Origin of the sequence: Sphaerisporangium sp. NPDC088356, assembly GCF_040685555.1 — a bacterium.
GTDB lineage: Bacteria > Actinomycetota > Actinomycetes > Streptosporangiales > Streptosporangiaceae > Sphaerisporangium.
In genome coordinates, this window is the sequence record NZ_JBFBIK010000119.1 from 1 (window position 1) to 22,710 (window position 22,710).

Sequence of the window (22,710 nt, forward strand, 5' to 3'; positions counted from 1 at the left end):
GACATCTGATCAACGATCACTAATCCGGACAGATCTCATGAACGCCGGGGCCGTGCCCGAGCGGCCACCACCGCAATGCCTCACGAGGCCATCGCCGCATAGAAACGTCTCCACGCTTTCAGGGGATTGCCAGCTTACACCTGACGACGAAGAACAGCATGCGGATTAAAAGCTCGACCGATCATGGTTCCAGGCGGTTCAATGCAGGTCGGAGGGCATGCGAGGTCCATCCTGAACGCCCTTGGACGGCTTCGTATTGCAACCCGAACTGCAACTCTGAGGCAGGTCCTCGGCGGCGTCGGAGGAACCCAGGACAGTACCGACAATCAGCCGTATCCCCGTGACGAGCGCAGCAGGAAGAACGAAGAAGAGCCAGAACCCCCACGCATCCCGACCCGCCATCCAGGCGATCACGAGCACCACGATCAAGGCGACGAGAGAAGCGGACAAGTAGAGGATCTTGCGTCGCGGGCTACGGGACGTCACAAAGAGCGAAGCCACGACGATCACGACAGGTATTGCGTACGCAAGGATCATGGCGAGTAACACGCTGGACTCCTCGGCTCCCGCGAGCACTGGCTGTACGTTGCCCGCTTGGATGCTCTCACAGAGCCCTGCTGGGGGTCACCCTTCAGCTGCTCGGAGTGCTCACAGCGATCGGCCTGGCAGGCTGGGCGGCGCATATTTCGAATGCGGAGCGTGACCGACGTGAGCAGGTACAAGGGAATGCGTCCGAACCCGGTCGTAGCCTGTGGGCGGCGGCGGGCCGGTGGTGGGCGAAGCACTGAGGTACGGCGGGGTGCCCCTACGGCGATGCCCCGCGCGGCGCCCGCGCGGCGCCTGCGCCGTGACCGGCCCCCAGGCCGCATGCGCGGGGCGGGGACGCCGGCGCGGGGCGTACGGCGGCGCGGCGCGCCGCCGCTTGATACCTAAAAGCGGAATTCGGCAAGATTTCGCCGCATACGTTTGTCCTGTCCCGCGACATGCTTGACAGTGCAGTCCCAGGACATGCTTGACACCGGTGCCTTGTTCCGGCTTTTCGTGATGCGTCGTGTAGGTGCGGCGCGTTTCGGGGAGTCGGGGAATGGTCCTGGTCGATTTGTCCGTTGTTGAGCAGCGTTATCGCGCGGTCCTTTTGGTGCTCGCGGGGGCGAGTGTCAGTGAGGTCGCGGCCGGAATCGGGGTCTCGCGGCAGAGTCTGCATACCTGGTTGTCGCGTTATCGGGAGTCGGGGCTCGCGGGGTTGACCGACCGGTCGCGTCGTCCGGATTCCTCGCCGTCCCAGATGCCGGCGCAGGTGGAGTCGCTGGTATGTGAGCTGCGGCGGGAGCATCCGCGGTGGGGTCCGGTGCGCCTGGTGCATGAGGCCAGGAGGCTGGGGGTGGAGCCTGTGCCGTCCCGGATGGGGGTGTATCGGGCGCTGGTGCGTCATGGCCTGGTGCAGCCGGGTAAGCGTCGCCGGCAGCGGGAGGACTTTCTGCGCTGGGAGCGGGAGGCGCCGATGCAGTTGTGGCAGATGGACATCGTCGGCGGAGTTTTCCTGTCGACCGGTGCGGAGGCGAAAGTGGTCACCGGGGTGGATGACCATTCCCGTTACTGCGTTATCGCCTCGGTGGTGCTGCGGCCGACCGCTCGGGCGGTGTGCCTGGCGTTTGCGTCCGCGCTGACCGAGTTCGGGATTCCGGATGAGGTGCTCACCGATAACGGTAAGCAGTTCACCGACCGGTTCGCCAAAGGCGGCGAGGTGTTGTTCGACCGGGTATGCCGGGACAACGGCATCGTGCACCGGCTGACCGAGCCGCGGCATCCGACCACCACCGGGAAGGTCGAGCGGTTCCATCAGAGCCTGCGCCGGGAGCTACTGGACGATGCGGTGCCATTCGCCGACCTGCCGGCCGCGCAGGCCGCGGTGGACGTTTGGGTGGAGCACTACAACACCGAGCGGCCGCACCAGGCGCTCGACATGGCCTGCCCCGTCGAGCGATTCGCCACCCGGGCCGGAGACCCGGACGAGCGGTTGCTGCCATTGCGGTTGCCGGCCCCGCTGCGCCAAGTGCTGCCGGTCGAGGACGCGACAGGGTCGGCGTCAGGCTTTACCCACCTGACAGGTGCGGGACCCGCATCGAGCACGCCCGCAGGGCCACTGGGCGGCAACAGCGGGCGGGAGCAAGCTCCGCCCAGTTCGCCAGACAGCGTATGGCCCTGCGAGCGCGCTCGATCCCACCCCGGCCAGGACACCGGCCAAACCCTGCCCCCTGGCGCAGCAGCCGGCGATCAGCAGCTCTGGTCGGGCGGGCCGGTGGAGTTCGACCGGGTCATCCCGCCGAGCGGGAACATGCAGGTGGCGGGCCGACAGTTCTGGCTGGGCCCGGACCGGGCTGGGGTCACCGTCCGGTTCTGGGCCGACACCCAGGTGATCCACCTGCTGATCGCCGGCATCCGGATCAAGAGCTTCCGCTCCCATTTGTCGCCCGCGGATCTGGCCAAGCTGGCCGCCCACGGCGCTCAGCCGGCGGGGCCGTCGCCGTTGCTGCCCGCCGAGCAGGGCACCGCCATCGAGGTCGACCGGACCATCAGCCGGGCCGGCACCGTCAGCCTGGCCGGAAAGGTCGTGCTCGCCGCCGAGATGCTCAACGGCCGACGGGTCACCATCCGCATCGAGGAGCACACCCTGATGTTCTTCGACCCGCTCACCCGTGAGCTGCTGCGCACCCGGCCCAACCCGATCCCCTGGGAGCGGGTGCGCTACCTCCGCGACGCCCGCCCCGCCGGCCCACCACCCCGCCCCTCACGAGAGCCGATCACCGTCCAGCGCGTGGCCAGCAACAGCGGCGTCATCATGGTCGCCGGCCAGAAGGTCGCCCTGGGACGCCTGCACGCCCGCAGGATCGTCACCGTGCACGTCAGCGACACCACCCTCGCCATCGAACTGCCCGACGATGTTCGCATCGTCCGCCGGACCACCACCCAGGCCGTCCGCAACATCAAGGCCGCCGCCCAGCCCGGGAGGGTCACCTATGTTTTCTAGGCCACCTGTCAAAGATGTCCTGGGACGGAAACGTCAAGCATCTCGTGGGACTCGACATTCGCCGCATACGTTCAATGCCGAGGTGCGCATTACACGAGTTGGCGGGCTTGTCAATGCAGATCATCGTCACTCGCTGGTTAGACGCTTCTCCCCTGGTCTTACTGGGGGCGGTCTCGGTAGGTTCCGGACGTGGCGAGGCGAGGAACGACCGGGTTCATAGCGAAGTACTGGGGCTACTTGATCTTTGTCCTTGCAATCTGGGGCTGGGTGGCTGTTGACGACAAGATCAAGATAGCGCCCGTGCTTATCGTGCTCTCTCTTGGAGCGTTGGCGTACTTCCTGTTCAAGGTCCCCCATCAATGCGGCGCAATCAATCGACAGGCGAAGCCAGGACAAGATCCCCGGTGTAGAAACAACGCTAAGGGTCTCATGTTTGGCTGCCATCTCATGCAGCACAAACGGCAGAACTTTTTCCAGAGAATGGGCATCGGTAAATGGCGGGAGGCCAACCGTGGACTGTGGATCAATCCGAAGGAATGTCTTGCCTCGGTAGTTGCGCTGACATCGATCGTCTCGGGGATTGGTGGCTTAGTCGTCGCGATCGTCAAACCTGGTTAGGGCTTTCATTTGAGTAAGCGCGATAGACCAGGGGTAGGTGTCGACACAGTCACCTCCGGAGCTGGGAGCGTGGGGCTCGAATTGTCCGGGGCCGATCAGGACGTGGATGCCTTCGGCGCGTAGGTGGTCGACGCTGCGGCGGAAGGGTGCCCTGCCGGCTAGGGCGGTGTTCACGAACGGGAGGATGACGACGGGGATGCCGAGGCCGGGGGCTTCGGCTAGTAGGCCGAGGGCGTAGGTGTCGGCGTTGCCTTGGGCGAACTTGTTGATGGTGTTGTAGGTGGCGGGGGCCACGATGATGGCATCGGCCCTCGGCGACTTCGGCTCGTCCGGCTTGCGGTACTGGCTGCGGACGGGTCGGCCCGTCTGCTTTTCCAGGGCGGGCACGTCGATGAAGTCGAGCGCGGGCGGCGTAGCGATGATCTGGACCGTCCACCTGGCGTCTTGGGCCAGGGTGACGAGCTTGCCGACGTCTGCGGCGGGGCCGGCGGCGCACACGATGATGTAGAGAACCTTGCTCACGCTGACACTCCGATGGATTCGGCGTACTCGCGGGCTTCACGCCGGACGGTGATGGGCGCAGTGGCGAGGAGGTCGCGGACCAGGCGCAGGGTGGCCGGTCGGGCGGTGATCTCTTCTGGGGCGATTTCGCCCGCGGCGCGCAAGACGTAGAGGGCCTGGTCGTGCTTGTGCCAGGTTAGGAACGCACGCGCGGTGTCGAGCAAGAGCGTGGCTTTCCGCTCGTTGATCGGTAAGGCGTCGATGTTGACCTGTCGGGCGTAGTCGACCGCAGTGCCGGCATCCCCCATCGTGAGGGCGATGTTCACGCGGTGGCACAGGACGTTGTTCGGGCCGAACGCGGTCCACATGTGGTTGCCGTCGTGACCGAGTCGACGCCCGGCCTGGTCGGCTTCGTCGAGGAGTTCGGCGGCGGTGTGCCGGTTTCCGGTCTGGGCGGCGGCGACGGCTCCGCTGAGCAACAGGGATCCGTAGACCGATAGGTCGTTGTCGCTCGGGTGACTGAGGTCGGTGTCCATGCGCTGGGCGGCTGTGCTGGCCGTGGTGATGGCGGCTCGGTGGTGCCTGCCGTCCATGAGGGCGCGGGTGATGATGCGGGCGCTGGAGCCGATCATCAGGGGGTTCTCGGAGGTATGGGCCGCTTGGGTGCTGCGGTCGGCTGCCAGCCAGGCAAGGCCCTTGTCGTCTTGCTTGAGCAGGGTGGAGGCGGCGACGTGATGGGCCTCGGCGGACAGCACGTGCGCCCGGCGGCGGGCCTCCCCGGTCGTCGTGGTGCAGGCGATGCGTACAGAACGGAGCAGGCTGAGAAGCATCGCGGTGACTTCGGCGTAGCGGCATGCCTGGTAGGTGCTCTTGGCCTGGGTGACGGCGCGGGCCAGTGTGGCGAGGTCGATGGGCTGGTCCGTCGCGGTGGGGTAGTCGACCAGGGCGGCGGCGATGTCTTCGATGCCGTCTGCTGGCCGGCTGGTTGGGGTGGGCTGGAGTACGGCGCTGAACAGGGCGGCGCCTGTCAGTCCGACGAAGTCGCGGCGTCTCATAGTGTCCTCGTCCTCCCCTGATCGGACGAGGTCCACAGTAGGTGGCGCTATGCGAGATGGCTCGGCGGGTGGCGGGGTGGTATCCCGAGGGGGATGGCGGCGGCCGAGCTGAGGGGTGCGAGTCCGAGAGCGGTGCGGGCGAGGTCGGGCATGGCCAGCCCATCGGCGACGCGCTCGAACACCTCAAGGGCTGTAACCTGCGCGGACCCGTTCATGATGGCGCTGACTTTGCCTTGACTTAGGCTGACGGCGATACCGATGCGTGTTTGGCTCATTCCGCCGTACTGGCGAACCAGGCGGAATATCTGGCCGATATCGCGGGCGCGTAGAGCCGCAAATACGTCTTGGCGCTGCCAGAACGTGGCAGATAGGCAGATGGGCTCGCTCACCTGTGCCCGCACGCGCTGGTCCCCCGGGTCGTTACCGATCGCCGACCTACAACAGGTAGGGGACGTGGGCTTATCCCGTCAAGGGATAACCACTCGGGATGGGTTACCGACTCGGCTTTCACAACTCTGGACCCATGCGTTTACAGCACGAGCAGAACCAGACGGAATGCGCCGCGTGCCGAGGGAAGGGCTGGCGGTTCATTCGGGCGCATCGGGCGAATGCCGGGGCTCGGTTGGAGGGTGAGCCGGTGGGGCTTCGCCGGGTGGCGTGCTTCGACTGCCCGGATGACCAGGAGGAAGCGGCATGACGGGCTCGCTTTCACCGAACCGCCAGGGGGGCGGAGGGAAGGCGGACATGGCGATCACCAGTGATGTCGTATCTCAGTCCACTGCGGCGTACTACGGCGCCCTGTTGGTCGGGCTCAATGACGGGCTTAAGAAGCACGGCATCCGGGGCCTGGTGGTCCGGGTGATTCGGCTGCATCTGCGGTTCGATGACCTCGGACTTCCCGGCTATGTGCCTCCGGAGCTGGAGGTGCGGGGACCGGACAACCGGCTTCGTGCGACGGTGACGATCGTCACCGGGAAGAGTGAGCCGGCCTACTGCGTCCGCCCGGCCGGTGATGCTCCGCAATTCCTGTTACCCGTGGAGGAGGGCCGCGAAGCGCTGGCCTACCTGGTGGGAACGGCGCGGGACTGGCAGGCGTCACGGTGAGCGCTCCTACCCTCGGTCAACTCCAGCAGCGCCATGGCAGAACATGGCAGATCCACGACTTTCACGGTGGGTGGATCGCCATACGCCACCATTCCTGGTCGGCTGACACCGAGAGGTCGGGTATCCGGAACGTGCTGGGAGCCGACACTCTTACCGATCTTGCTGCGCGGCTGGACGAGCAGTCCAAGGTGGAGGCGCGACGCAACGGGCTGCGCCTGCCCGGTCCGCGTACGGCGCCGGATGACGGGAGAACCGTCTCGTCTTCGTAGTGTTCCGCAGTGTGAGCCTCCACGATATGTCAGGCGCGTCCAACCGTGGTCAAGGCGCTGGGGGTGCTGCGGGATAACGGGTGGATTGTCACTCAGCAGGGCAAGGGCCGGTTCGTGCGGGGCCGGCCTGCTCTGTCTGCGGGGCAGCATCCTCGTACCGGGCGCGGACTACTGGACCGCAAGGAGATCCCGGCTACGACGCGACTGGTGTCGGCCGGGCCCGTGAAAGCTCCTCGGCGGATCGCCTCCTACCTCGGGGCTGATGAGGGCGCCTCGGTGGTTCTGCGGAAGACAGTGGTGCGTCAGGGCGATGAGCCGTCGGAGATCGTCGCGGTGTGGGTGCCGGCGCACCTGGCGGAGGGTACGGCGCTGGCCGAGATGGGAGAGCCGGCGCACGGGGTCCGGCGGCTGATGAACAGCATGATCGAAGAAGCCGGTACGGGCGGATGAGTGCGGCCAAGGATCAACGCCGAGACGTCCAAGATCCGTACCCTAATGGCACTCTAATGGCACGGAACCCCCGTGAGAAGATCTCTGGCGGGGGTGTTTTGGCTGGTGGGCGCTACTGGGTTCGAACCAGTGACCCCTCGCTTGTAAGTCAACCCAGGCAGCCGCAGGACCTGCACCAACACCCGCCCTGACCTGCCCATACACTCCCCAGCAGTCCCCCACCGTCCAGCCTCGTCCACCCCCATTGTCACCCAGTTTGTCACCCAGTATGTGCATCACGTCGGCCCGAGCGAGCCTGCTCCTTTCCCCCCGATCACTATCCCAGCGTGCGCGAGGAGCACTCGGCGGTGGGGACGACGAACAGCTCGTCCTCGGGACCATCCCTGCGTGCCGGGGAGCGCCGCCTACGACGAAGACGAGAACACCGCAGCCGTCGAGTAGGAGCAGCTCGCCATGCTAGAGAGGACTTGCAGCGAGAGCTTGAAGCGGCGGCAAGCCGGCAAGTTGTTCCCCGACGACAACGCAAGCCAATGGACGCCAGGCCGACCGAGGAACGCTACTAGAGGCTCGGGCCAAGTACCCTTCAGGCGCCCCTAAGCAAGCCGGAGTCCTTGGCGCGCTGGGTGAAGGCCCCAGGAAGTGGTCGTTCGACTTCAGGCGGCCGATGGCGCACACCGTTTCGGCCGTGCCGATCTCCTCCGGCCAGTCCGTGGGCATTGTCATTCAGTTTATCACCTAGCACCGGGCTGCGCATGCTGGCCTTTCCCCATGCCTCAGCAAGACGCTTAAGCCGACTTAGTCAGCCGGCGGCTCATCGTAGGTGTGAAGCCGCAGTAGGTTCTGCGCTATCGTCTTCCGGGCTTCGCTGGTCGAGATGTCCCAAAGCCGTGCCAGGTGATCGAGTGTGCCGACGAGATCGGAAGGAACGGCTGAGCGGTTTCCGGAGCGAGCGAAGGGGCCATCGGATTCCAGCAGTACGCGTTCCCTCGGAAGCCGTTGAAGCAGGGGCCCGGATTTCTTCGACCGGACCATGGCCGGGTTGATCGAGAACCAGAGCCCTGCAGCAAGCGCATCGTCTACAGCGGCTAGAGGCCCGGTGTACCAGTGCAGGATCGCTGGCACTTGCGCTTGCGCTAGTCGGGTGATGGTTTCACGCTCGGCACCGCGGCTGTGGACGGTAACGGGCCTGATTCGTACCTGGGAGTCGGCCAGGATTGCGTCGAACACGCGGAGCTGCTGCTTACGGGTTGCCACTCCGATGCGAGAGAAGTCGAGTCCGATCTCGCCGATCCAGGTCGCCTGTGGCAAGAGCCGAAGAAATCGGGCGAGATCGTGAGGAGATGCATCCCCTGCGCGAAGTGGGTGAAAGCCCAGCGCGACGTCGACATCGTCGCGTCGGCCCAGACGGGTGCGCAGGAGGCGGAACTTGCCGGGGTCTTCGGTCACGGCGACTACGTGCACTCCCGCAGCGTGGGCCTCATCCAGGACCGTGAGCGGGTTGTCGTAGGCATCGATGTGGCAGTGGGTGTCGGTCAGCACCGGAATAGTCACGACCGCGATTCCACCAGTTCGGTCAGGGCCCCGCGGGCTCCGCTGGCTAGCCAGGCGCGAAGCTCGGCGAGTCCTCGGCGCCAGACGCCGGTGAAGGCTGCGCGTTCGCCTTGTGGGAGGGGGCCGTTGCGGAGGACGTCCCGATCCGGTCGTTCCGCGAAGGCTCCGGCTATCACGGCTCGCAGGTCCGCTCCGCGGCGGCTGCGGCGGTTGAGGAGGATCGTGACGTCCTGCTCATCGAACACGTCGTAGGCGTACTCGTCGTAGTCCCATCCGACGTGGGCCAGCGAGGCGCGGCGAATCAGACAGGGGAAGCAGTATCCGCAGTTGCCTTGCTTGCGTCCGACATAGCGGGCGGTTTCGGGGTGTGAGCAGGAGACGCTGATCGGCACCAGTCGGCGCAGCAGTTCGGCGTTCCGGGATTCGGCGAGCATCTCACCCTTGGTACGCAGCCGATAGGGGTTGAGCACCGGATTTGGCACGCCGATCGCGACGGCGGCGGCGCCCAGTTGGTTCATAAAGTGCGGGTGAGTGGTACGCGTGCTTGCGCTACCGACGCGGGATCGGGTGAGGGGTACGTTGATGCCGATGAAGCCGTTTTCCGGCACGTACACCGGCGTCACGGTTCCGTCAGCGGAGGCGAGGGCTAGGGCGGCGGACAGGAAAAGTAGTGACCGAGATCGAGTGGTGTTCTCGCGTGGCCTGGGCAGCGAGCGTGCTTGGTGATTGTTCGCGGGAGCGGGGCGCAGATAGAGACGACGGGAGATGATGCGCTCGGCGCCGTAGTGTCCCTTGAGTTCGTCGAGTAGGAACTGTTGGGCTGTAGATGCCTGTCCGCCTTCGTGGTGGGACAGCAGACACAGCCGCCGTTTGGGATCTTCTTCCAGAAGATCGATGACGCCGCACAACGAGTCGAGACCGCCGGAGAACAGGCATACACCGTCCACGTCGAGCCCGATCGGCTGCTCCTCACTGGGAACACCGGCCACCCTGGCGAGGGGGTGCAGGTCGGAGTTGTAGGGGCTGATCTCCCAGTGGTCGCCGGTCAGGAACCGCAGGGCCGCCTCGAAACCGGCGCTGTGCCAGGCGGCAGCGTCTTCGACGGGAAGCCGGAGGGTGACTTCCCTCGTCCACGAGTCCGGTGTGCCGCGCCGTCGGGCGGTCTTGTCAGCGCAGTACACGGCCGCGCCCAGCAGGAAGAGGTCGGCGGCTGGCCGGGGTGGTCGCCAGTCGGCGAAGAACTCGGGTCCGGTGTCGCCGGTTTGGATCGTGGCTGCGGTCCTCGCCGGGGCCCAGTCGAGCAGGCGGACGTCGTCGGGGTCGGTCACCAAGGTGGTGAGATCGGTGCGCACCAGGTAGGTGGTCACTGTGCGTCTCCGTCCAGTCCTTGCAGGGCCTCGTAAGTCATACGGACGGTGTCCTCGGCGATCTGGCGGCCCTCGGGGCCAGCCCAGTCGACCGTGAAGGGGTCATTAGGGATGCGTAGCGAGACCAGCACCTGGATGATCTGGCGCATTTCCTCGTCGGCTTGGCGTACGGCGTGTGGATCGGGGATACGGCTGAGGCGTTCCGCGATGACGGGAACCCGGTTGTAGACGTACTGGGCGAGGAACGTTTCCAGCAAGGTGAGCAAGTTGTCCCGCGAAACGGTCATTTCAGCGGTGTCGGACAACTCGGTCCACGTATCGGCGTCGCCGAACACCTCGTCGAGCACGTCACACGCAGCGTCGCGGGCGGCTTGGGAGTCCAGGTCATCGCCATTTCCGGCGATGAAGGTGATCAGTTCGTCCAACACGTCGAACCGGGTCCGGCCAACGAGAGTGGCCAGTCCCAGCGAGGTCAGCGTGCTTTCCAGCCCGGTTCCGCCGACTCCAGCGAGCAAGGCACCGAGGCGCTGGACGCCAGTGCGTCCGGCACGGGCGCCGGCGGCAGCACCGCCAGCTCCACCCAACACGGGAATGTGGCGAGCGAGCACCCGCTGGGCATACGTGCGGGTGCTCGGAGAGCCGGAGGTAAGCCCACGCACGTACGAGGTGGTCGCGTGTTTAAGGGGAGTCCACGCTCCGCCGCTGCCCGCGGTGCGATCAGCCGAGGTGCCCATCAGCGCCGACCGCTGCGTCGTTGCGCTTCACGCGCGGTGCTGATCACGCTCTTCAGACCGGTAGCGTTGCTGCTTTCCCATCGGTCCAGCAGGGCGGACACCGTCGGGTTACCGGCAGGGAGACGACGGACGGCGTTCCCGGCCTGCCCGCGTGGGACGGCCTCGGGCGGGATCCGCATCAAGGCGTCGCAGATGGCCGACAGGGTGTCGGGCGCTCGTTCAGCGAGTTCGAGCGCGGCGACGAAGGCCGGACCGCTCGGTCGCCGCGTCAGCACCTCCACCAACGCTTCCACGAGCTGGACACGCTCGTAGTCAGGCAGCTTTCCGATCTCGTCACACGCGAGCCGTCGCACTGCGGGAACTTCGGCCTGCGCCCTAGTGAGCAGTTCCTGCAGGTTCGGAGGCAGCCGCGTGACGGCGACACCGAAGGCGAGCTTGTCGCGGGAGTAGGTGAAGTACGGCCCTAATCCCACCTCACCAAGCGGAGGTTCCAGCCTCAGCCACGCACCTACATGCGATTTGTTCGCCCACGCCCGCACCTCTTCGGCGACCTTCGGCTGTTGGGCAGCTCGCCGTCCCGTCTTGGCGGCGGGTGATCGGCGGGCGTCTGAAGACTCGGCGGCGGTCTCGCGTTCGTCTGGCCGTACTATATCCCCTTCGTCGTCCGGTTCAGAGGTGGTCGATCCGGCCCGCGCGATGGACTCCGCAGCCGCGAGCTCCGGGATGGGGCCGGGCGAGGTGAGTTGCCAGTCGAACAGGCGCTGGAAGTCGCTGAAGTGTTGTTCCTCCAGGACCATGAGCTTGGCCAGCACCGGCAGATCGAGGGCGATCTTCCGGCGCTGCGCGCTGCGGTGCTTGAGCAACAGGTTGTTGAGGAACCGCTTGAGCTGCCTAGGGTTCCCACGCAGTCCGCCCCCGAGTACCTCGGCGATGCTCGCCGCCCAGTTCAGGTCGCGCACAAGGTCGGGTGGGACGTCGCCGAGGACTGCTCCGGCCACGCCGATGTTGAATGCCACCTGCAGGTTGCCGGCTTCGCGGCGGCGGCGGGTCTCGTCCAGGACCTTGGCGAACTGTTCGTTGTCGAGGCGCAGTTCGGCTAGCAGCAGGTTGACGTAGGTGTCCGCCTCCGGGGCGGACAGCGGCGGGATGGCCACCTTGAGCTGCAGCATCTTCTCCAGATAGTCGCCCCCGATCCCGGTGCCGTCGGGCCGCCGCAACTGCGGGTAGCGCGAGTCGATCGCGGACTCAACAACCGCCTGGTTGGCCGCCAGGACGTAGGCGGTCTTGGGCGTGTTGAGAAACAGCCGGATCGCCTCGAAGGTGTCCACCACGGTCTCGGGCAGGCACCGGTCGAGGTCGTCAATGAACACAGCCACGGCGTCGACGTCTTCCAAGGTCGCGATGACCTTCGCGAACTCCGCGCGGAACCGCCCTGCGTCCGTGATCGCATCAGCCGTGCCGTTACCCGAGGCGGCCTGCTTGGCCTTGGGGTCTTCGAGAAGTTTGTTGGCCTCACTCGCCGCAGCGTTCACCGCAGCCTTCGTCACGTCCAGAACCTGCGGATCAATGCTCGGATCCATCGCCTGGATCGCGAGCGGAGCCGCGGTTTGAGCGGCGGAGACCGCAACCCGTCCCCCCTTGCGCCCCCACCGGCCGAGGCCCTGGACGAACCTGCGGAGTCTAGATATCTGCTCCTGCTGATCGCCGCTGGCTCGTGTGCCGACCGCGTCGAGCACGGTTGTCATCAGCGCGACCTTGACGTCATCGTAGTCCTCGTACTGCCAGGGGCTGAACTCCACACAGACGTACCGTGACGGCGACTCCTCGTCGTCTCGGATTTTCAGCAGCTCCTGCTGGGCGATACGCATCAGGCTGCTCTTCCCGGAGCCCCAGTCCCCGAGGAGGCCCACCGTCAGCGGGAGCAGCCGCGGTTCGGTGAGCGCTACGAAAAGGGTGTCCACCAGGAAGTCGAAGCCGAGAAGATCAACCTCGGTTTCGATATCCGCCCACATCGCCCAGCTCCGTCCGACGCGGCAGCTTGACGTCTCCGCACCTCGGTGGCCGCCAGCCGAAGGCGAACATCGAGGGTAGATCGGCTATCAACAGACGTGTCGGCATACACCACCTAATGTTGCCATTCGGTTACTAGAGTGTGATCGGCGTGTTGCAATAGTTGCAGCGCCCGCCGCGTTTCGACCACGGCTGCCCTGACAGCGGCCACGATCCCACGTCCCTTACGGGTCAGTGCCCACGCCTCCTGCCGGACGATCACGCCTCGGTAGTCGCGGACCGGAGCCGTGTAGTCCCGGAACGGCTCGGTGAATCCCCACTTGGCAAGCTTGTCCAGTGCTTCACGCAACTCTGGCTCCGGCAGCGGATTGTGGTAGCCGATACAGTCGCAGTTCAGGGGGTGCTGGCTGGGAGGCGGTACCAGCCGGGTGCGGCGGTCTGCATGCTTCCGCCGGGGGTCCAGGACCGCACCTGGGAGCGGGTCAGTCTCCCCGGGTGGCTGCCTCTGCCGCCGAAGCCTCTGTATACGTCCTTGCCGGTGTTCTCGACCCAGATGAGCGACTTCTGCTCGGCGGTGAGCCACCGTTCGAACCACTCTGCGTCGATGAGGAGTTCGTTCTGACCAACGTTGCCCGTGTGCCGGAGGGTCGCGACGAGCTGGCCCGTGTCGTCGGTCCAGCCATTGCGCCCGTTCCAGTGGAGCTCGCCGGGGGCGAGTCCGAAGAACTCGGGAGCGGGCATGTAGAGGGAGAAGCTGTTCTGGTCCCCCGGGGCATACTCGTACTCGCCGAGGAGGCGCCAGGCGGCGGGCCGGGTGGGGACGGTGAGTGGCTCGGTCCATTCATGGCGCATCACGTGGATATCTTCTCCGTGGTGGTGGCCGTAGGGGAATTCACCGACGTACCCGTGGTGCATCTCGGGGTTATTGGCGATGGGCTCGCCGAGGAGGTCGCGCCCTTCGAGTTCGCTAATGGCGGCAGCAAGGTCCTGAGTCGCGACCAGATGGGTGTAGAGGTGGGTCCAGATGCCCCGGGTGCGTGCCGTAGTGTCGGAGCCGTTGTTCCAGTCGTAGGTGCCAGCCAGGACGACGTGGGGGCGACCTTCGAAGACGGCCTCATTGATTGCGACGTCTGGGAGGTCGGTATCGTCGGCGATCCACTCGGCGTCGGACTTCCCGACGGTGGGCGCCCAGTCATAGGTAGGTACCCATGGGCGTGGGGTCTGGTCGGCGGAGGCGAACCCGACGATCGTCGGGTCGACCTGCCGGGAGATCTCTGTGTGCGGGCCGGGGACGGCGGGCGCCGGCGGGTCCCAGCTGTCAGGGGTTTTGGGGACGTGGTCGGAGACAATGCCGATGAGGCGGTTGAGCGCTATCCACTGGTACTTCTTGCCGATGCGTTCAATCCATGCGGGCTTGGGCCTGCCAATGCCGAACTTGCTGATGACGTACCCGTCGAAGGACGCGTGGAGTCGGAGCTGATACCCAAGGCGGATGACTTCGATGACGACCCACCGCGCGACGGAGGGGAGGTCGATGCCGGGCCGGCCTTCGAGTTCGGGGGTGAGCTGGTAGATGAAGAAGTCGTCACCGGTAGCCGACATGACGAGCTTCGGGTAGCTGCTGGTGTCGTACGCGGCAATGTCTGTGTCGGTGGGCCAGGTGAGGGGCCAGTCACTGGTGTAGGGCGGCCGGAACTGGTCGACGGTGACGCCAGCGGGGAGGGCTCTACGGTTGTCGGCGGCTTCCAGGATGCTGCGGGCGGCGTCACGCACGGCGGCGTTCGGGGTGACGGCCGACGGCACGGAGAAGATGTTTTTCCACACCAGCTCGGCCGCAGCAGCCCAGTCGTCTTGGGTGCCGTTCGCAAGGAGGGCCGCGTACGCGGCCTCGCAGGCTCGTTCGACGACCCACTCGTCGTCGACCACGGTGAACCGGTCCAGCAGCCCGGCCGCCTGGCCCGGGTGGCGGGTCAGGAGACGGGCGGCGGCGATGGTTGCCGGGTCCCGGACGCGGCGGTCACTGGCGCTGGTAACCCACAGCAGCGCGGTCACCCACAAGCGGGTGGTCTGTTCACCAACGTGGTCCAACGGCTTCTCCCTGGCCCACCGGATGAGCCGGTCGACTGCTCCGCTGGTGCCGTAGGTGATGTGGAACCAGCCGAGCAGAAAAGAGTCGCGGGCACCCAGGTTCAGGCCTGCGAGGAACCCGTGGAGCCAGTCGGCGTTCAAGGGATGGTCCGGGCGGGCTCCGAGACGGAACAGCATCGTCAACGCGTCGGAGCACACGTCGGCCCGGCGGAGCGCGTCGACAACGATCTTGCGGGTGGCGTCGGTGATCGAGCTGTTGTTGCGCCATCCGATTCCGGCGATGACGGCTGCGGCGATGGCGTCGTCGTCACCGATTTCAGTGCGGAACTCGGTGAGCTCGATTCCGAACCGTTCCGCGACCACGACGGACATTGCTTCGAGAAGGCCGCGGTCGGCCGTGGCGCCGAGGCCGATGACCCTGCCGAGACGGCCGCCGAGCTCGGCCGTAATGTCGGCGGCGTCGCTGACGCCGGAGAGGGCGTCGGAGACGATGAGGTGGTGTCCGATGCGTTCGAACGTGATGGCGATGATGTCTGTGCCGTGGGGGCTGCCATCGAGGACGACATCCTCTTCGACGAGCCCTTGGGCGATGAGCGAGTCGAGGAGTGACTTTTCGGCGCTCCGGTCGGACCAAATCGGTGTTAGCTGGGCTTGGGCCTGGGCACGAGTCAGCGACGGGTTGCCGCCGTCGGCGATGACTGAGGCGAGGGCGTGCATGGCCTGGTGGACGAGGCGGTCGGACGGTGAGGCGTCGATCCGGTCGCTGACGATGTTGTTCGCATTGTCGAGGACCATCTTGGTCAGCTCGTCGAGGCCCATGCTGGCTTGGTCGAGGGACAGCCGGGTGTTGTTCTTGAGCGCTTCGCAGACCAGGCGCAGGTACAGCGGGTTGTCGAACTCGCCGTGGATGGGCGGCGACGTTGGCGGTTCGAGGCCGTAGAAGGCGGCGTACTCGCTGACGGCTTCGAACTCGACCCCTTCGAACCCGGTGTGCTCGAACCGCGGCAGGCTGAGTCCGGGCGGGAGGACCTGGCCGACGTAGTGCGTGCGGGCGGTGAGGAGGAGCCGGACGTTTGGGTACCGGCCGACGGTGGTGATGAGCCGTTCGAGGTTGTCGCGCCACGTGGACCGTGGACGGGTGTCGTTGAGCGCGTCGATGACGAGGAGGGTCGGGACACCTGCGATACGGGCGCTCTCGTCGAGGAGCGCGATGGCTTCCTCGCTGGTGAGGTCGGACGGCATCTTGAGCACGTCGCGTAGGTGGGTCAGCGGGTCGCGGTCGGTGAACCAGCGGCCATGCAACATGACGCTGGGTCGGCCCTGGCCGAGGCGCCGGACGACCGCGTCGATGGCGAGGTAGGTCTTCCCGATGCCGGCGGCGCCAGTCATGAGTGCGACCTGGGCGGCGGCGAGCCGACCGACCGGGCCGATGAGGAGTCCGGTGGCGTCAGTGAGCTTTTTGTCGAGTTCGCGCAGGGCGTCGACGGCTGCGGCGGGGAACGATATCTGGTACCCGGCCTGGAACTGCCGCCAGCTCTGGGTGTCCCAGTTGTCGTCGGGGTACTTAGCGTCCATCGCTGCGACTTCGACAGCTTGTTGGTCGCTGACGACTTTCGAGGCCTGGCCGAGCGCTTGAGCGAGGTCGTCGAGTCCAGTGGTCGTGCGCGAGGTGTGCCAGGCGGCTAGCGCGTCAGTGACCTTGGTGGCGGCGTCGAGGGCTGCGTTCAGGTCTGCGGCGAGTACTTCGTCCTCGGCGTTGCGCACGCGGCGGGCGGAGTCGCTGGCCTCATCGATCTGGTCCCTGACGACCGCCCACCATTCGTCGTCGCAGCATAGCGCTGCGATGGACCTGGCGGCGGGCACCTCAACGTTCAACTCGGGCATGTACCGGGGCCGGGCAGCGTCGATCGCCTCCTGCAGTCGAGCCTTCCACCACTGGGCGGCGAGAACGTCGGCGTCGAACCAGTACCGGCGCTGGATGCCGGTGGTGTCAAGGCGTTCGAGACGGGTGACGATGTTCGTCGCCCACTCGAACTCAAACTCCACCGTCATACCGCGCCTAGTGGCCATGACTTTCCAGCCCTCGAGCCAGCCTCCCGGGTCGTTGATCTTCTCCAGGAGCGAGTTGCCGCGGCCTGCGGTGCGGCCGGTCGGGTCAGCAGGAATGGCAATCGTGTATTTGGTCAGGCTCGGATGCTGGTCCAGTGCGGCCTTGACGGACTTGTCGAGCTGGGCCTTGTCGACGTTGGCATGGGTGGTCCAGTACTTGGCCTGCCAGCCGTGCTCGCTGCCGTCGGGCAGCGTCCAGTAGCACTCGACGCCGCCGTCGCCTCCGGCTCCGTGCAGTGAGACGAACTTGGCGTCGGCCTTGGGCGGCTCCTGTGCAACCTGTTGGCAGATGAACTGCTCGTACCCGTCGCGTTGCCCGCCAGGGCCAAGTGACCGAATCCGCGCGAAGTCGATATCGGGGATGTTCACGGGGGCATGTCCTTCGGGATCTACGGTCGGGGTCCGGGAGAAACGCTACCGGTCCGCCTCGGAACTCGCGGCCGGACTCTGGCGCGCCCCGAACCCTCTACGCTAGCCCTGGTATGACGTCGAGCGCAGACCTGTGACAGCCATCGCGAACCTGGACGCAAGGGCCGCGCAGAGACCTCGCGAACGATGCATTTCGTGTTGAACTGATCACGCTCGTGAAGTTGCCCCGGTTGTGTGGACAGGTCGGGGTTTGCGGCTATGCGGCAGCGTAGCGGTCTTGTTCGGCGTCGTGCCGGCGTTCGTATTCGGCGGGACTGAGCATGCCCAGGGTCGAGTGGCGGCGCCGGGGGTTGTAGAACCCTTCGATGAAGTCGAAGCAGGCGGCCTTGGCCTGGGCGCGGGTGGAGAAGTGATGCCGGTCGAGCAACTCAGTCTCCAACGTCGCGAAGAAGCTCTCGGTGATGGCGTTGTCAAAGCAGTCGGCGACGGTCCCGGTCGAGGTACGGATGCCCGCTGACCTGCACCGCTGGCTGAACGACAGCGACGTGTACTGACTTCCTTGATCGCTATGGTGAATGAGTCCGGGGGCGGGCCGACGGTTCCAGATCGCCATCTCAAGGGCGTCGATGACCAGCTCGGTGCGCATGTGATCGGCCATCGCCCATCCCACGATCCGCCGGGAGAACACATCCAGCACCACCGCCAGATACAGCCATCCCTCGCCGGTCGGCACGTAGGTGATGTCGGCTGTCCAGGTCCGGTTCGGTCCTGGAGCAGTGAAGTCCCGCTTCACCAGATCCTCAGCCGGACTCGCCGCGGGGTCACGGCGGGTCAGCCCGCGCCGGCGGCGCCGATGCACTCCTTCAAGCCGGGCAGCGCGCATCAGCCGGGCCACCCGCTTGCGCCCGATGCGCACCCCGAACTCCTCGGCCAGCTCGGCATGCACCCGCGGAGAACCATAGGTTCCTCGCGATCCAGCATGGATCTTCGTGATCGTTTCCGTCAGGGCCTCGTCCTGACGGGCCCGCGCCGAGGGTCCGCGGTTCTTCCAGGCGTAGTAGCCCTGGCGCGACACACCCAGCACCCGGGCCAAAAGGGAGACGCCATGGCGTGCCTTCTCCGCGTCGATCAGCCGGTACTTCATTTCGGCCGATCCGTCTCCCGAGCGAAGAAAACCGCGGCCTTCTTCAGGATCTCCCGCTCTTCCCGCAGCTGACGGACCTCCCGCCGCAGCCGGGCCAGCTCCTGCTTTTCGACGCTGGTCAGACCGTCCTCGCGACGGCCCTCATCGCGCTCAGCCTGGACCACCCAGTTGCGGATGGACTGCGAAGTCGGCTCGAACTCCTTGGCCAGTTCCTCCGGCGTCCGGCCGGCGCGGACCAGCTCCACCATCTGCCGCCGGAACTCCGGTGGGTACGGCGGACGTGACATCGGCACTTGTGAACTCCTCCCAGGACACATCGTCCCAAGCACTCGGCTGTCCACAAGACCGGGGCAACATCAGCCGAGGTACTGTCAGCGCGCCAGTTATTGGTTGCGATTGAAGATCGACATCGGAATTGGCAAGGGGCGACGTCACGCGCCGGCCAACCATGTCAGTCTGCGAGGAGCGACCGCCACTTCCCAGGTGTCCATGCCGCGCCCCATCGCCTTGAGGTTGCGATCCTCGGTCGCCGCGAGGGGTGACCGACACATCAGTGCCTGCAGATGGCTGCGGTGCTCCTCGATGGTTGCGATCCTCGGTCGCCGCGAGGGGTGACCGCCACGGCGTCTGACCAGTATTACATCCGTAGATTTCTTGGGGTGGTGTGGCCGCGGTTGCGGTAGTGGCTGAGTAGGGCTCTGGTTTGGTGGAGACGCCGGAAGTGGGACCAGGCTAGAACGTGATCGACAGCGTTGGCGGCGGGGATGAGGAGTCGGGCCAGGACTCGGCGGATCTCGGCCACGGATGGGCGGATCAAGAAAGTGTCGATCGCGGGGGCGCGGTGCGGGGCGCGTGGTCTTTTCCCTGATCGTCGTCTTGATCGTGTGGGTGGTTGGGGTGGCTGTCGTTGGGTGGGCGGGCGCGGGTGATGGCCAGGAAGGCCAGGGCGAGCATGACGGTGGTGACGTGCCGGTGCCAGCCGGTCCATGTGCGGACCTGGTATTGGGTCAGGCCGAGCAGGTCCTTGCCGTGCTCGTTGTTCTCCTCAATCCGCCACCGGTGATGCCCCTATAGCTGGATTGCTCTCTAGCGGAGCGCCTCAACCTGAGGTGATACTCAGCGTAGTGGCGTTGCTGCGGCTGGTGGTCTTGGTCAACCGGTTGCGGTCCCCGGCGGCCGGCGAGGCGGGTGAACCCGAGTGTCTGATGAGCACGACGAGCCCCCCAGTCCACGGTTTGGATGAGGCTGCCGGTCGAGCGGCGAGCGGCGGCGGTGGGGTTGCTGGCCGCGCTGGCGGTCCGGGCCGCGGCCGGCCGGAGCGGAGGTAGACGCGATGAGCCCGGCGAAGGGGTATCGGCCTTGGGGCCAGTCGCAGGAAAAGATCCGCTCAGAGCATCGGGATCGGGCGGCGGTGGTGTATGTCCGTCAGTCCAGCAGGCAGCAGGTGCTTGAGCACACCGAGTCGACCCGGTTGCAGTACGCGCTGGTGGAACGTGCGGCGGCGCTGGGCTGGGCCCGTTCCCGGATCGTGGTGATCGACGACGATCTGGGGGTGTCAGCCGCGATGGCCGATGCCCGGGTGGGCTTTGCCAAACTCGTCACCGAGGTCACGATGGGACGTGTGGGCATTGTGCTGGGCATCGAGATGTCCCGGTTGGCGCGCACCGGCCGGGACTGGCATCAGCTGCTGGAGCTGTGCTCGCTGTCGGGTGCGCTGCTCGCCGATCCCGACGGTGTCTACGACCCGGGTTTCTACAACGACCGGCTGCTGCTGGGGTTGAAGGGCACGATGAGCGAGGCCGAGCTTTATCTGATTCGGCAGCGGATGCTGTCGGGCAGGCTGGCCAAGGCCGAACGCGGGGAGCTGGCTTTCCAATTGCCGATCGGCTACGTTCGCCGCCCCTCGGGGGAGGTCGTCTTGGACCCTGACGAGCAGGCCAGGCACGTGGTCGGCCTGGTCTTCGACACCTTCACCCGGCTGGGCACGCTCAACGCGGTGCTGCGCTATCTGGTCGACCACCAGATCCAGCTGCCCGTGCGGCTGCGCGGTGGTCTGGCCAAGGGCGAGCTGGAGTGGCGGCGCCCGACCCGGGAGACGCTGCAGATCATGCTGCACAATCCGATCTACGCCGGGTACTACGCCTACGGGCGGCGCCGGGTCGACCCGCGCAGGAAACAACCGGGCCGGCCGAGTACCGGGCGCATCGTGCGTGACAGCGACGAATGGCTGGTGCTGCTGGCTGATCGGATGCCCGCCTACATCACCGTCGAGCGGTATGAGGCGAATCTGGCCAAGATGGCAGCCAACCGGCAGATCGCCGCCTCGCCCGGAGCCCCGCGGGACGGTTCGGCGCTGTTGTCGGGGCTGCTGCGGTGCGGCCGGTGCGGCGGCGGGCATCGCATGAGCGTGCGCTATCACACTCCCAGCAGCCGAAACCCCGCCCACGGCTACGTGTGCGCCTACAACCAGGTCAATTACGGCACCGGCGGGCCATGCCAGCACATCGCCGGGCCCGCCCTAGACGCTTATGTCGCCGGCCAGGTACTGGCCGCGGTGGCACCGGCCGCGCTGGAGATCTCGATCCGCGCGGCGGCCCAGGCCGAGGCAGAACGGGCCATGCTCGACAAGCTCTGGCATCAGCGCCTGGAACGGACCCGCTACGCCGCCGACCGAGCCCGTCGTCAGTATCAGCTGGCTGAGCCGGAAAACCGCCTGGTCGTCCGGCAACTGGAGAAGGAATGGGAAGCCGCCCTGGCCCAGACCGACCGTCTGCAAGCCGAATACCAGCGGTTCACCGAGTCCCTGCCGATGACACTCACCAACGCGCAACGTCAGGCGATCGGGGAGCTGGCTGAGAATCTGCCGCAGGTCTGGAACGCGCCCACCACGGACCAGACCGACCGCAAGGAGCTCCTGCGCACCCTCATCGAGAAGATCACCGTCGCGGTCGTCGGGAACAGCGAACTGGTGGACGTCACCATCACCTGGGCCGGCGGGCACCACACCACCGGCCAGGCCATCCGGCCCGTCGCCCGCCTGGACCAGCTGTCGTACTACCCACGGCTGCTCGCCCGCGTCACCGAGCTCGCCGAACAGGGCAAGACCACCCGGCAGATCGCCAACACCCTCAACACCGAAGGACTCCGGCCGCCTAAGCGGACCAGCAGCTTCGAACCCGCCCAGATCCGGACCCTGCTCAACCAGCACCACATCGTCGCCCCCCGACGACGTGACCGACCCACCGCCCTGGCCGACCTGCGCCCCGACGAGTGGACGGTCCCTGACCTCGCCGCCGCTCTGGAGATGCCCCTGGCCACGGTCTACAACTGGATCTACCGGGGATGGATCACCGCCCGCCACGCCCCCGAAGGCAACTACTGGATCATCACGGCCGACGCCGCCGAACTGCAGCGTCTACACCAACGCCGGGACCGGCCACCGGGCTTCTACACCCGCGCCCGCTGGACTGAGCCCTCCGACGAACCATCCACGCAGGACGGAGCCCCGCAGTGAAAGACGAACACGACTTGAGGTGCACCACAGGTGGCACACGTCGATCGCCCAGCGTGCTCCGGCGACGCGCACCAACGCCGTAAGCAGCACGGGGCCGGAGGCGAAGCACCGGTAAAACGCCAGCTCGCCGGTGATGACGTTACGCCGGATCAGCAGCCAGCGGTGTCCAGGCCAGTCGAGGTCGATCCGTTTCCACGCCCAGGCATACCAGCGTGGTCCCTTGGCACCATCCCCGGCGCTGTAGCACTGCCAGGCCAGCACACCCTGGGCGATCTGGGCCGCCGGCTGCTGGACACCGTTAACCTTCACCCGCCGGTGACCTGCGATCGCCAGCACATACCCCACGCCGCAGTCCTCGATCAGCTCGCGCAGGCCGGGGTCTTGACCGTAGACCTCATCCCCGCTCACCCATCCGGCCGCAACCCCGGCATCCAACGCGGCAGCGATCATCTGCCCGGCCAGCGCGGGCTTGGTCGCGAACCCCACGTCCGACGGCACCCCGGCCGCTCGGCAGCGCTCAGCCTCGGCCAGCCAGGAGGTCTGCGGCAGATACAAACGCCGGTCAATCAACGCCCGCCCGCCAGCAGGAGGGCACAGGCCAAGAACACCCCGACCTGACTGTTCTCCACCCGCCCGGCCTCGTGCCCTGGTCCTGCTCGCCACGTTCGCAAGCCTTCGATGGGGCGAGGTGGCGGCACTGCGGCGGATGGATCTGGACCTGAGCGCGGGCACAATGAGCGTTAGTACTCCAGCTGTAGATCGTGATCTTCATGCCTTGGTGGCTTGTCGTTGGTAGTGA

General features: G+C 66.4%; 17 protein-coding genes and 1 pseudogene. 6 read left to right on the forward strand and 12 right to left on the reverse strand.

Going from position 1 to position 22,710, the window contains the following annotated elements:
* Nucleotides 1-198: 198 nt before the first annotated feature.
* Entirely contained in the window at nt 199-549 is a 351-nt protein-coding gene (locus tag AB0O34_RS30295) for a hypothetical protein (protein ID WP_363921209.1), read from the reverse strand.
* 550 nt (nt 550-1,099) lie between these two features.
* Here AB0O34_RS30295 and AB0O34_RS30300 point away from each other — a divergent pair.
* Both AB0O34_RS30300 and AB0O34_RS30305 read left to right on the forward strand, forming a co-directional pair.
* Nucleotides 1,100-2,047, forward strand: a pseudogene (locus tag AB0O34_RS30300) (IS481 family transposase); the annotation flags it as partial.
* 1,170 nt (nt 2,048-3,217) lie between these two features.
* Nucleotides 3,218-3,646 (forward strand): hypothetical protein, encoded by a 429-nt coding sequence (locus AB0O34_RS30305; RefSeq protein WP_363921211.1) that lies wholly within the window; start codon nt 3,218-3,220, stop codon nt 3,644-3,646.
* Here AB0O34_RS30305 and AB0O34_RS30310 read toward each other — a convergent pair.
* From AB0O34_RS30310 to AB0O34_RS30320, 3 genes are read right to left on the reverse strand one after another with little or no spacing between them, the layout of a single operon-like run.
* Complete coding sequence (locus AB0O34_RS30310; RefSeq protein WP_363921213.1) at nt 3,617-4,168, reverse strand: flavoprotein; 552 nt, start codon at nt 4,166-4,168, stop codon at nt 3,617-3,619. The two genes, AB0O34_RS30305 and AB0O34_RS30310, sit on opposite strands and share 30 nt — an antisense overlap.
* The gene (locus AB0O34_RS30315; RefSeq protein ID WP_363921215.1) at nt 4,165-5,202 is read right to left on the reverse strand and encodes an XRE family transcriptional regulator; all 1,038 of its coding nucleotides are present in this window, start codon (nt 5,200-5,202) and stop codon (nt 4,165-4,167) included. The genes AB0O34_RS30310 and AB0O34_RS30315 overlap by 4 nt, the downstream gene beginning before the upstream one ends.
* A gap of 47 nt (nt 5,203-5,249) precedes the next feature.
* Complete coding sequence (locus tag AB0O34_RS30320) at nt 5,250-5,591, reverse strand: helix-turn-helix domain-containing protein (protein WP_363921217.1); 342 nt, start codon at nt 5,589-5,591, stop codon at nt 5,250-5,252.
* A 355-nt stretch (nt 5,592-5,946) separates the two neighbouring features.
* Here AB0O34_RS30320 and AB0O34_RS30325 point away from each other — a divergent pair, with 355 nt between their 5' ends.
* Both AB0O34_RS30325 and AB0O34_RS30330 read left to right on the forward strand, forming a co-directional pair.
* Entirely contained in the window at nt 5,947-6,306 is a 360-nt protein-coding gene (locus tag AB0O34_RS30325; protein WP_363921219.1) for a hypothetical protein, read from the forward strand.
* Between the two features lie 314 nt (nt 6,307-6,620).
* The gene (locus AB0O34_RS30330) at nt 6,621-7,025 is read left to right on the forward strand and encodes a UTRA domain-containing protein (RefSeq protein WP_363921221.1); all 405 of its coding nucleotides are present in this window, start codon (nt 6,621-6,623) and stop codon (nt 7,023-7,025) included.
* Between the two features lie 795 nt (nt 7,026-7,820).
* Here AB0O34_RS30330 and AB0O34_RS30335 read toward each other — a convergent pair.
* The 7 genes from AB0O34_RS30335 to AB0O34_RS30365 all read right to left on the reverse strand — a co-directional run bounded on the left by AB0O34_RS30335 (nt 7,821) and on the right by AB0O34_RS30365 (nt 18,690).
* Nucleotides 7,821-8,576, reverse strand: a complete 756-nt coding sequence (locus AB0O34_RS30335) for a TatD family hydrolase (protein WP_363921223.1) — start codon at nt 8,574-8,576, stop codon at nt 7,821-7,823.
* Complete coding sequence (qatC, locus tag AB0O34_RS30340) at nt 8,573-9,943, reverse strand: Qat anti-phage system QueC-like protein QatC (protein ID WP_363921225.1); 1,371 nt, start codon at nt 9,941-9,943, stop codon at nt 8,573-8,575. Before qatC ends, AB0O34_RS30335 begins: the two co-directional genes overlap by 4 nt.
* Nucleotides 9,940-10,458, reverse strand: coding sequence for a hypothetical protein (locus tag AB0O34_RS30345; RefSeq protein ID WP_363921227.1), 519 nt, complete (start codon nt 10,456-10,458; stop codon nt 9,940-9,942). Before AB0O34_RS30345 ends, qatC begins: the two co-directional genes overlap by 4 nt.
* Before the next feature lie 218 nt (nt 10,459-10,676).
* Nucleotides 10,677-12,689 carry a P-loop NTPase fold protein gene (locus tag AB0O34_RS30350; RefSeq protein ID WP_363921229.1) on the reverse strand — a complete coding sequence of 671 codons (2,013 nt, stop codon included), beginning with the start codon at nt 12,687-12,689 and terminating at the stop codon, nt 10,677-10,679.
* A gap of 113 nt (nt 12,690-12,802) precedes the next feature.
* The gene (locus tag AB0O34_RS30355; RefSeq protein WP_363921231.1) at nt 12,803-13,036 is read right to left on the reverse strand and encodes a hypothetical protein; all 234 of its coding nucleotides are present in this window, start codon (nt 13,034-13,036) and stop codon (nt 12,803-12,805) included.
* Nucleotides 13,037-13,080: 44 nt separating this feature from the next.
* Complete coding sequence (locus AB0O34_RS30360) at nt 13,081-17,253, reverse strand: hypothetical protein (RefSeq protein ID WP_363921233.1); 4,173 nt, start codon at nt 17,251-17,253, stop codon at nt 13,081-13,083.
* A gap of 256 nt (nt 17,254-17,509) precedes the next feature.
* Nucleotides 17,510-18,690 (reverse strand): IS3 family transposase gene (locus AB0O34_RS30365; RefSeq protein WP_363921234.1). Its coding sequence is split into 2 segments (ribosomal slippage): nt 17,510-18,432 and nt 18,432-18,690, totalling 1,182 coding nucleotides; the frame shifts between segments, so codons are not numbered across the junction.
* A 559-nt stretch (nt 18,691-19,249) separates the two neighbouring features.
* On the opposite strand from AB0O34_RS30365, the gene AB0O34_RS30370 reads away from it, so the two are divergent.
* Both AB0O34_RS30370 and AB0O34_RS30375 read left to right on the forward strand, forming a co-directional pair.
* Complete coding sequence (locus AB0O34_RS30370; RefSeq protein ID WP_363921236.1) at nt 19,250-19,471, forward strand: hypothetical protein; 222 nt, start codon at nt 19,250-19,252, stop codon at nt 19,469-19,471.
* 337 nt (nt 19,472-19,808) lie between these two features.
* Nucleotides 19,809-21,911 (forward strand): recombinase family protein, encoded by a 2,103-nt coding sequence (locus tag AB0O34_RS30375; RefSeq protein WP_363921238.1) that lies wholly within the window; start codon nt 19,809-19,811, stop codon nt 21,909-21,911.
* Here the strand turns inward: AB0O34_RS30375 and AB0O34_RS30380 are convergent.
* Nucleotides 21,813-22,643 carry a transposase gene (locus tag AB0O34_RS30380; protein WP_363921240.1) on the reverse strand — a complete coding sequence of 277 codons (831 nt, stop codon included), beginning with the start codon at nt 22,641-22,643 and terminating at the stop codon, nt 21,813-21,815. The genes AB0O34_RS30375 and AB0O34_RS30380 overlap by 99 nt on opposite strands.
* Nucleotides 22,644-22,710 lie beyond the last annotated feature (67 nt).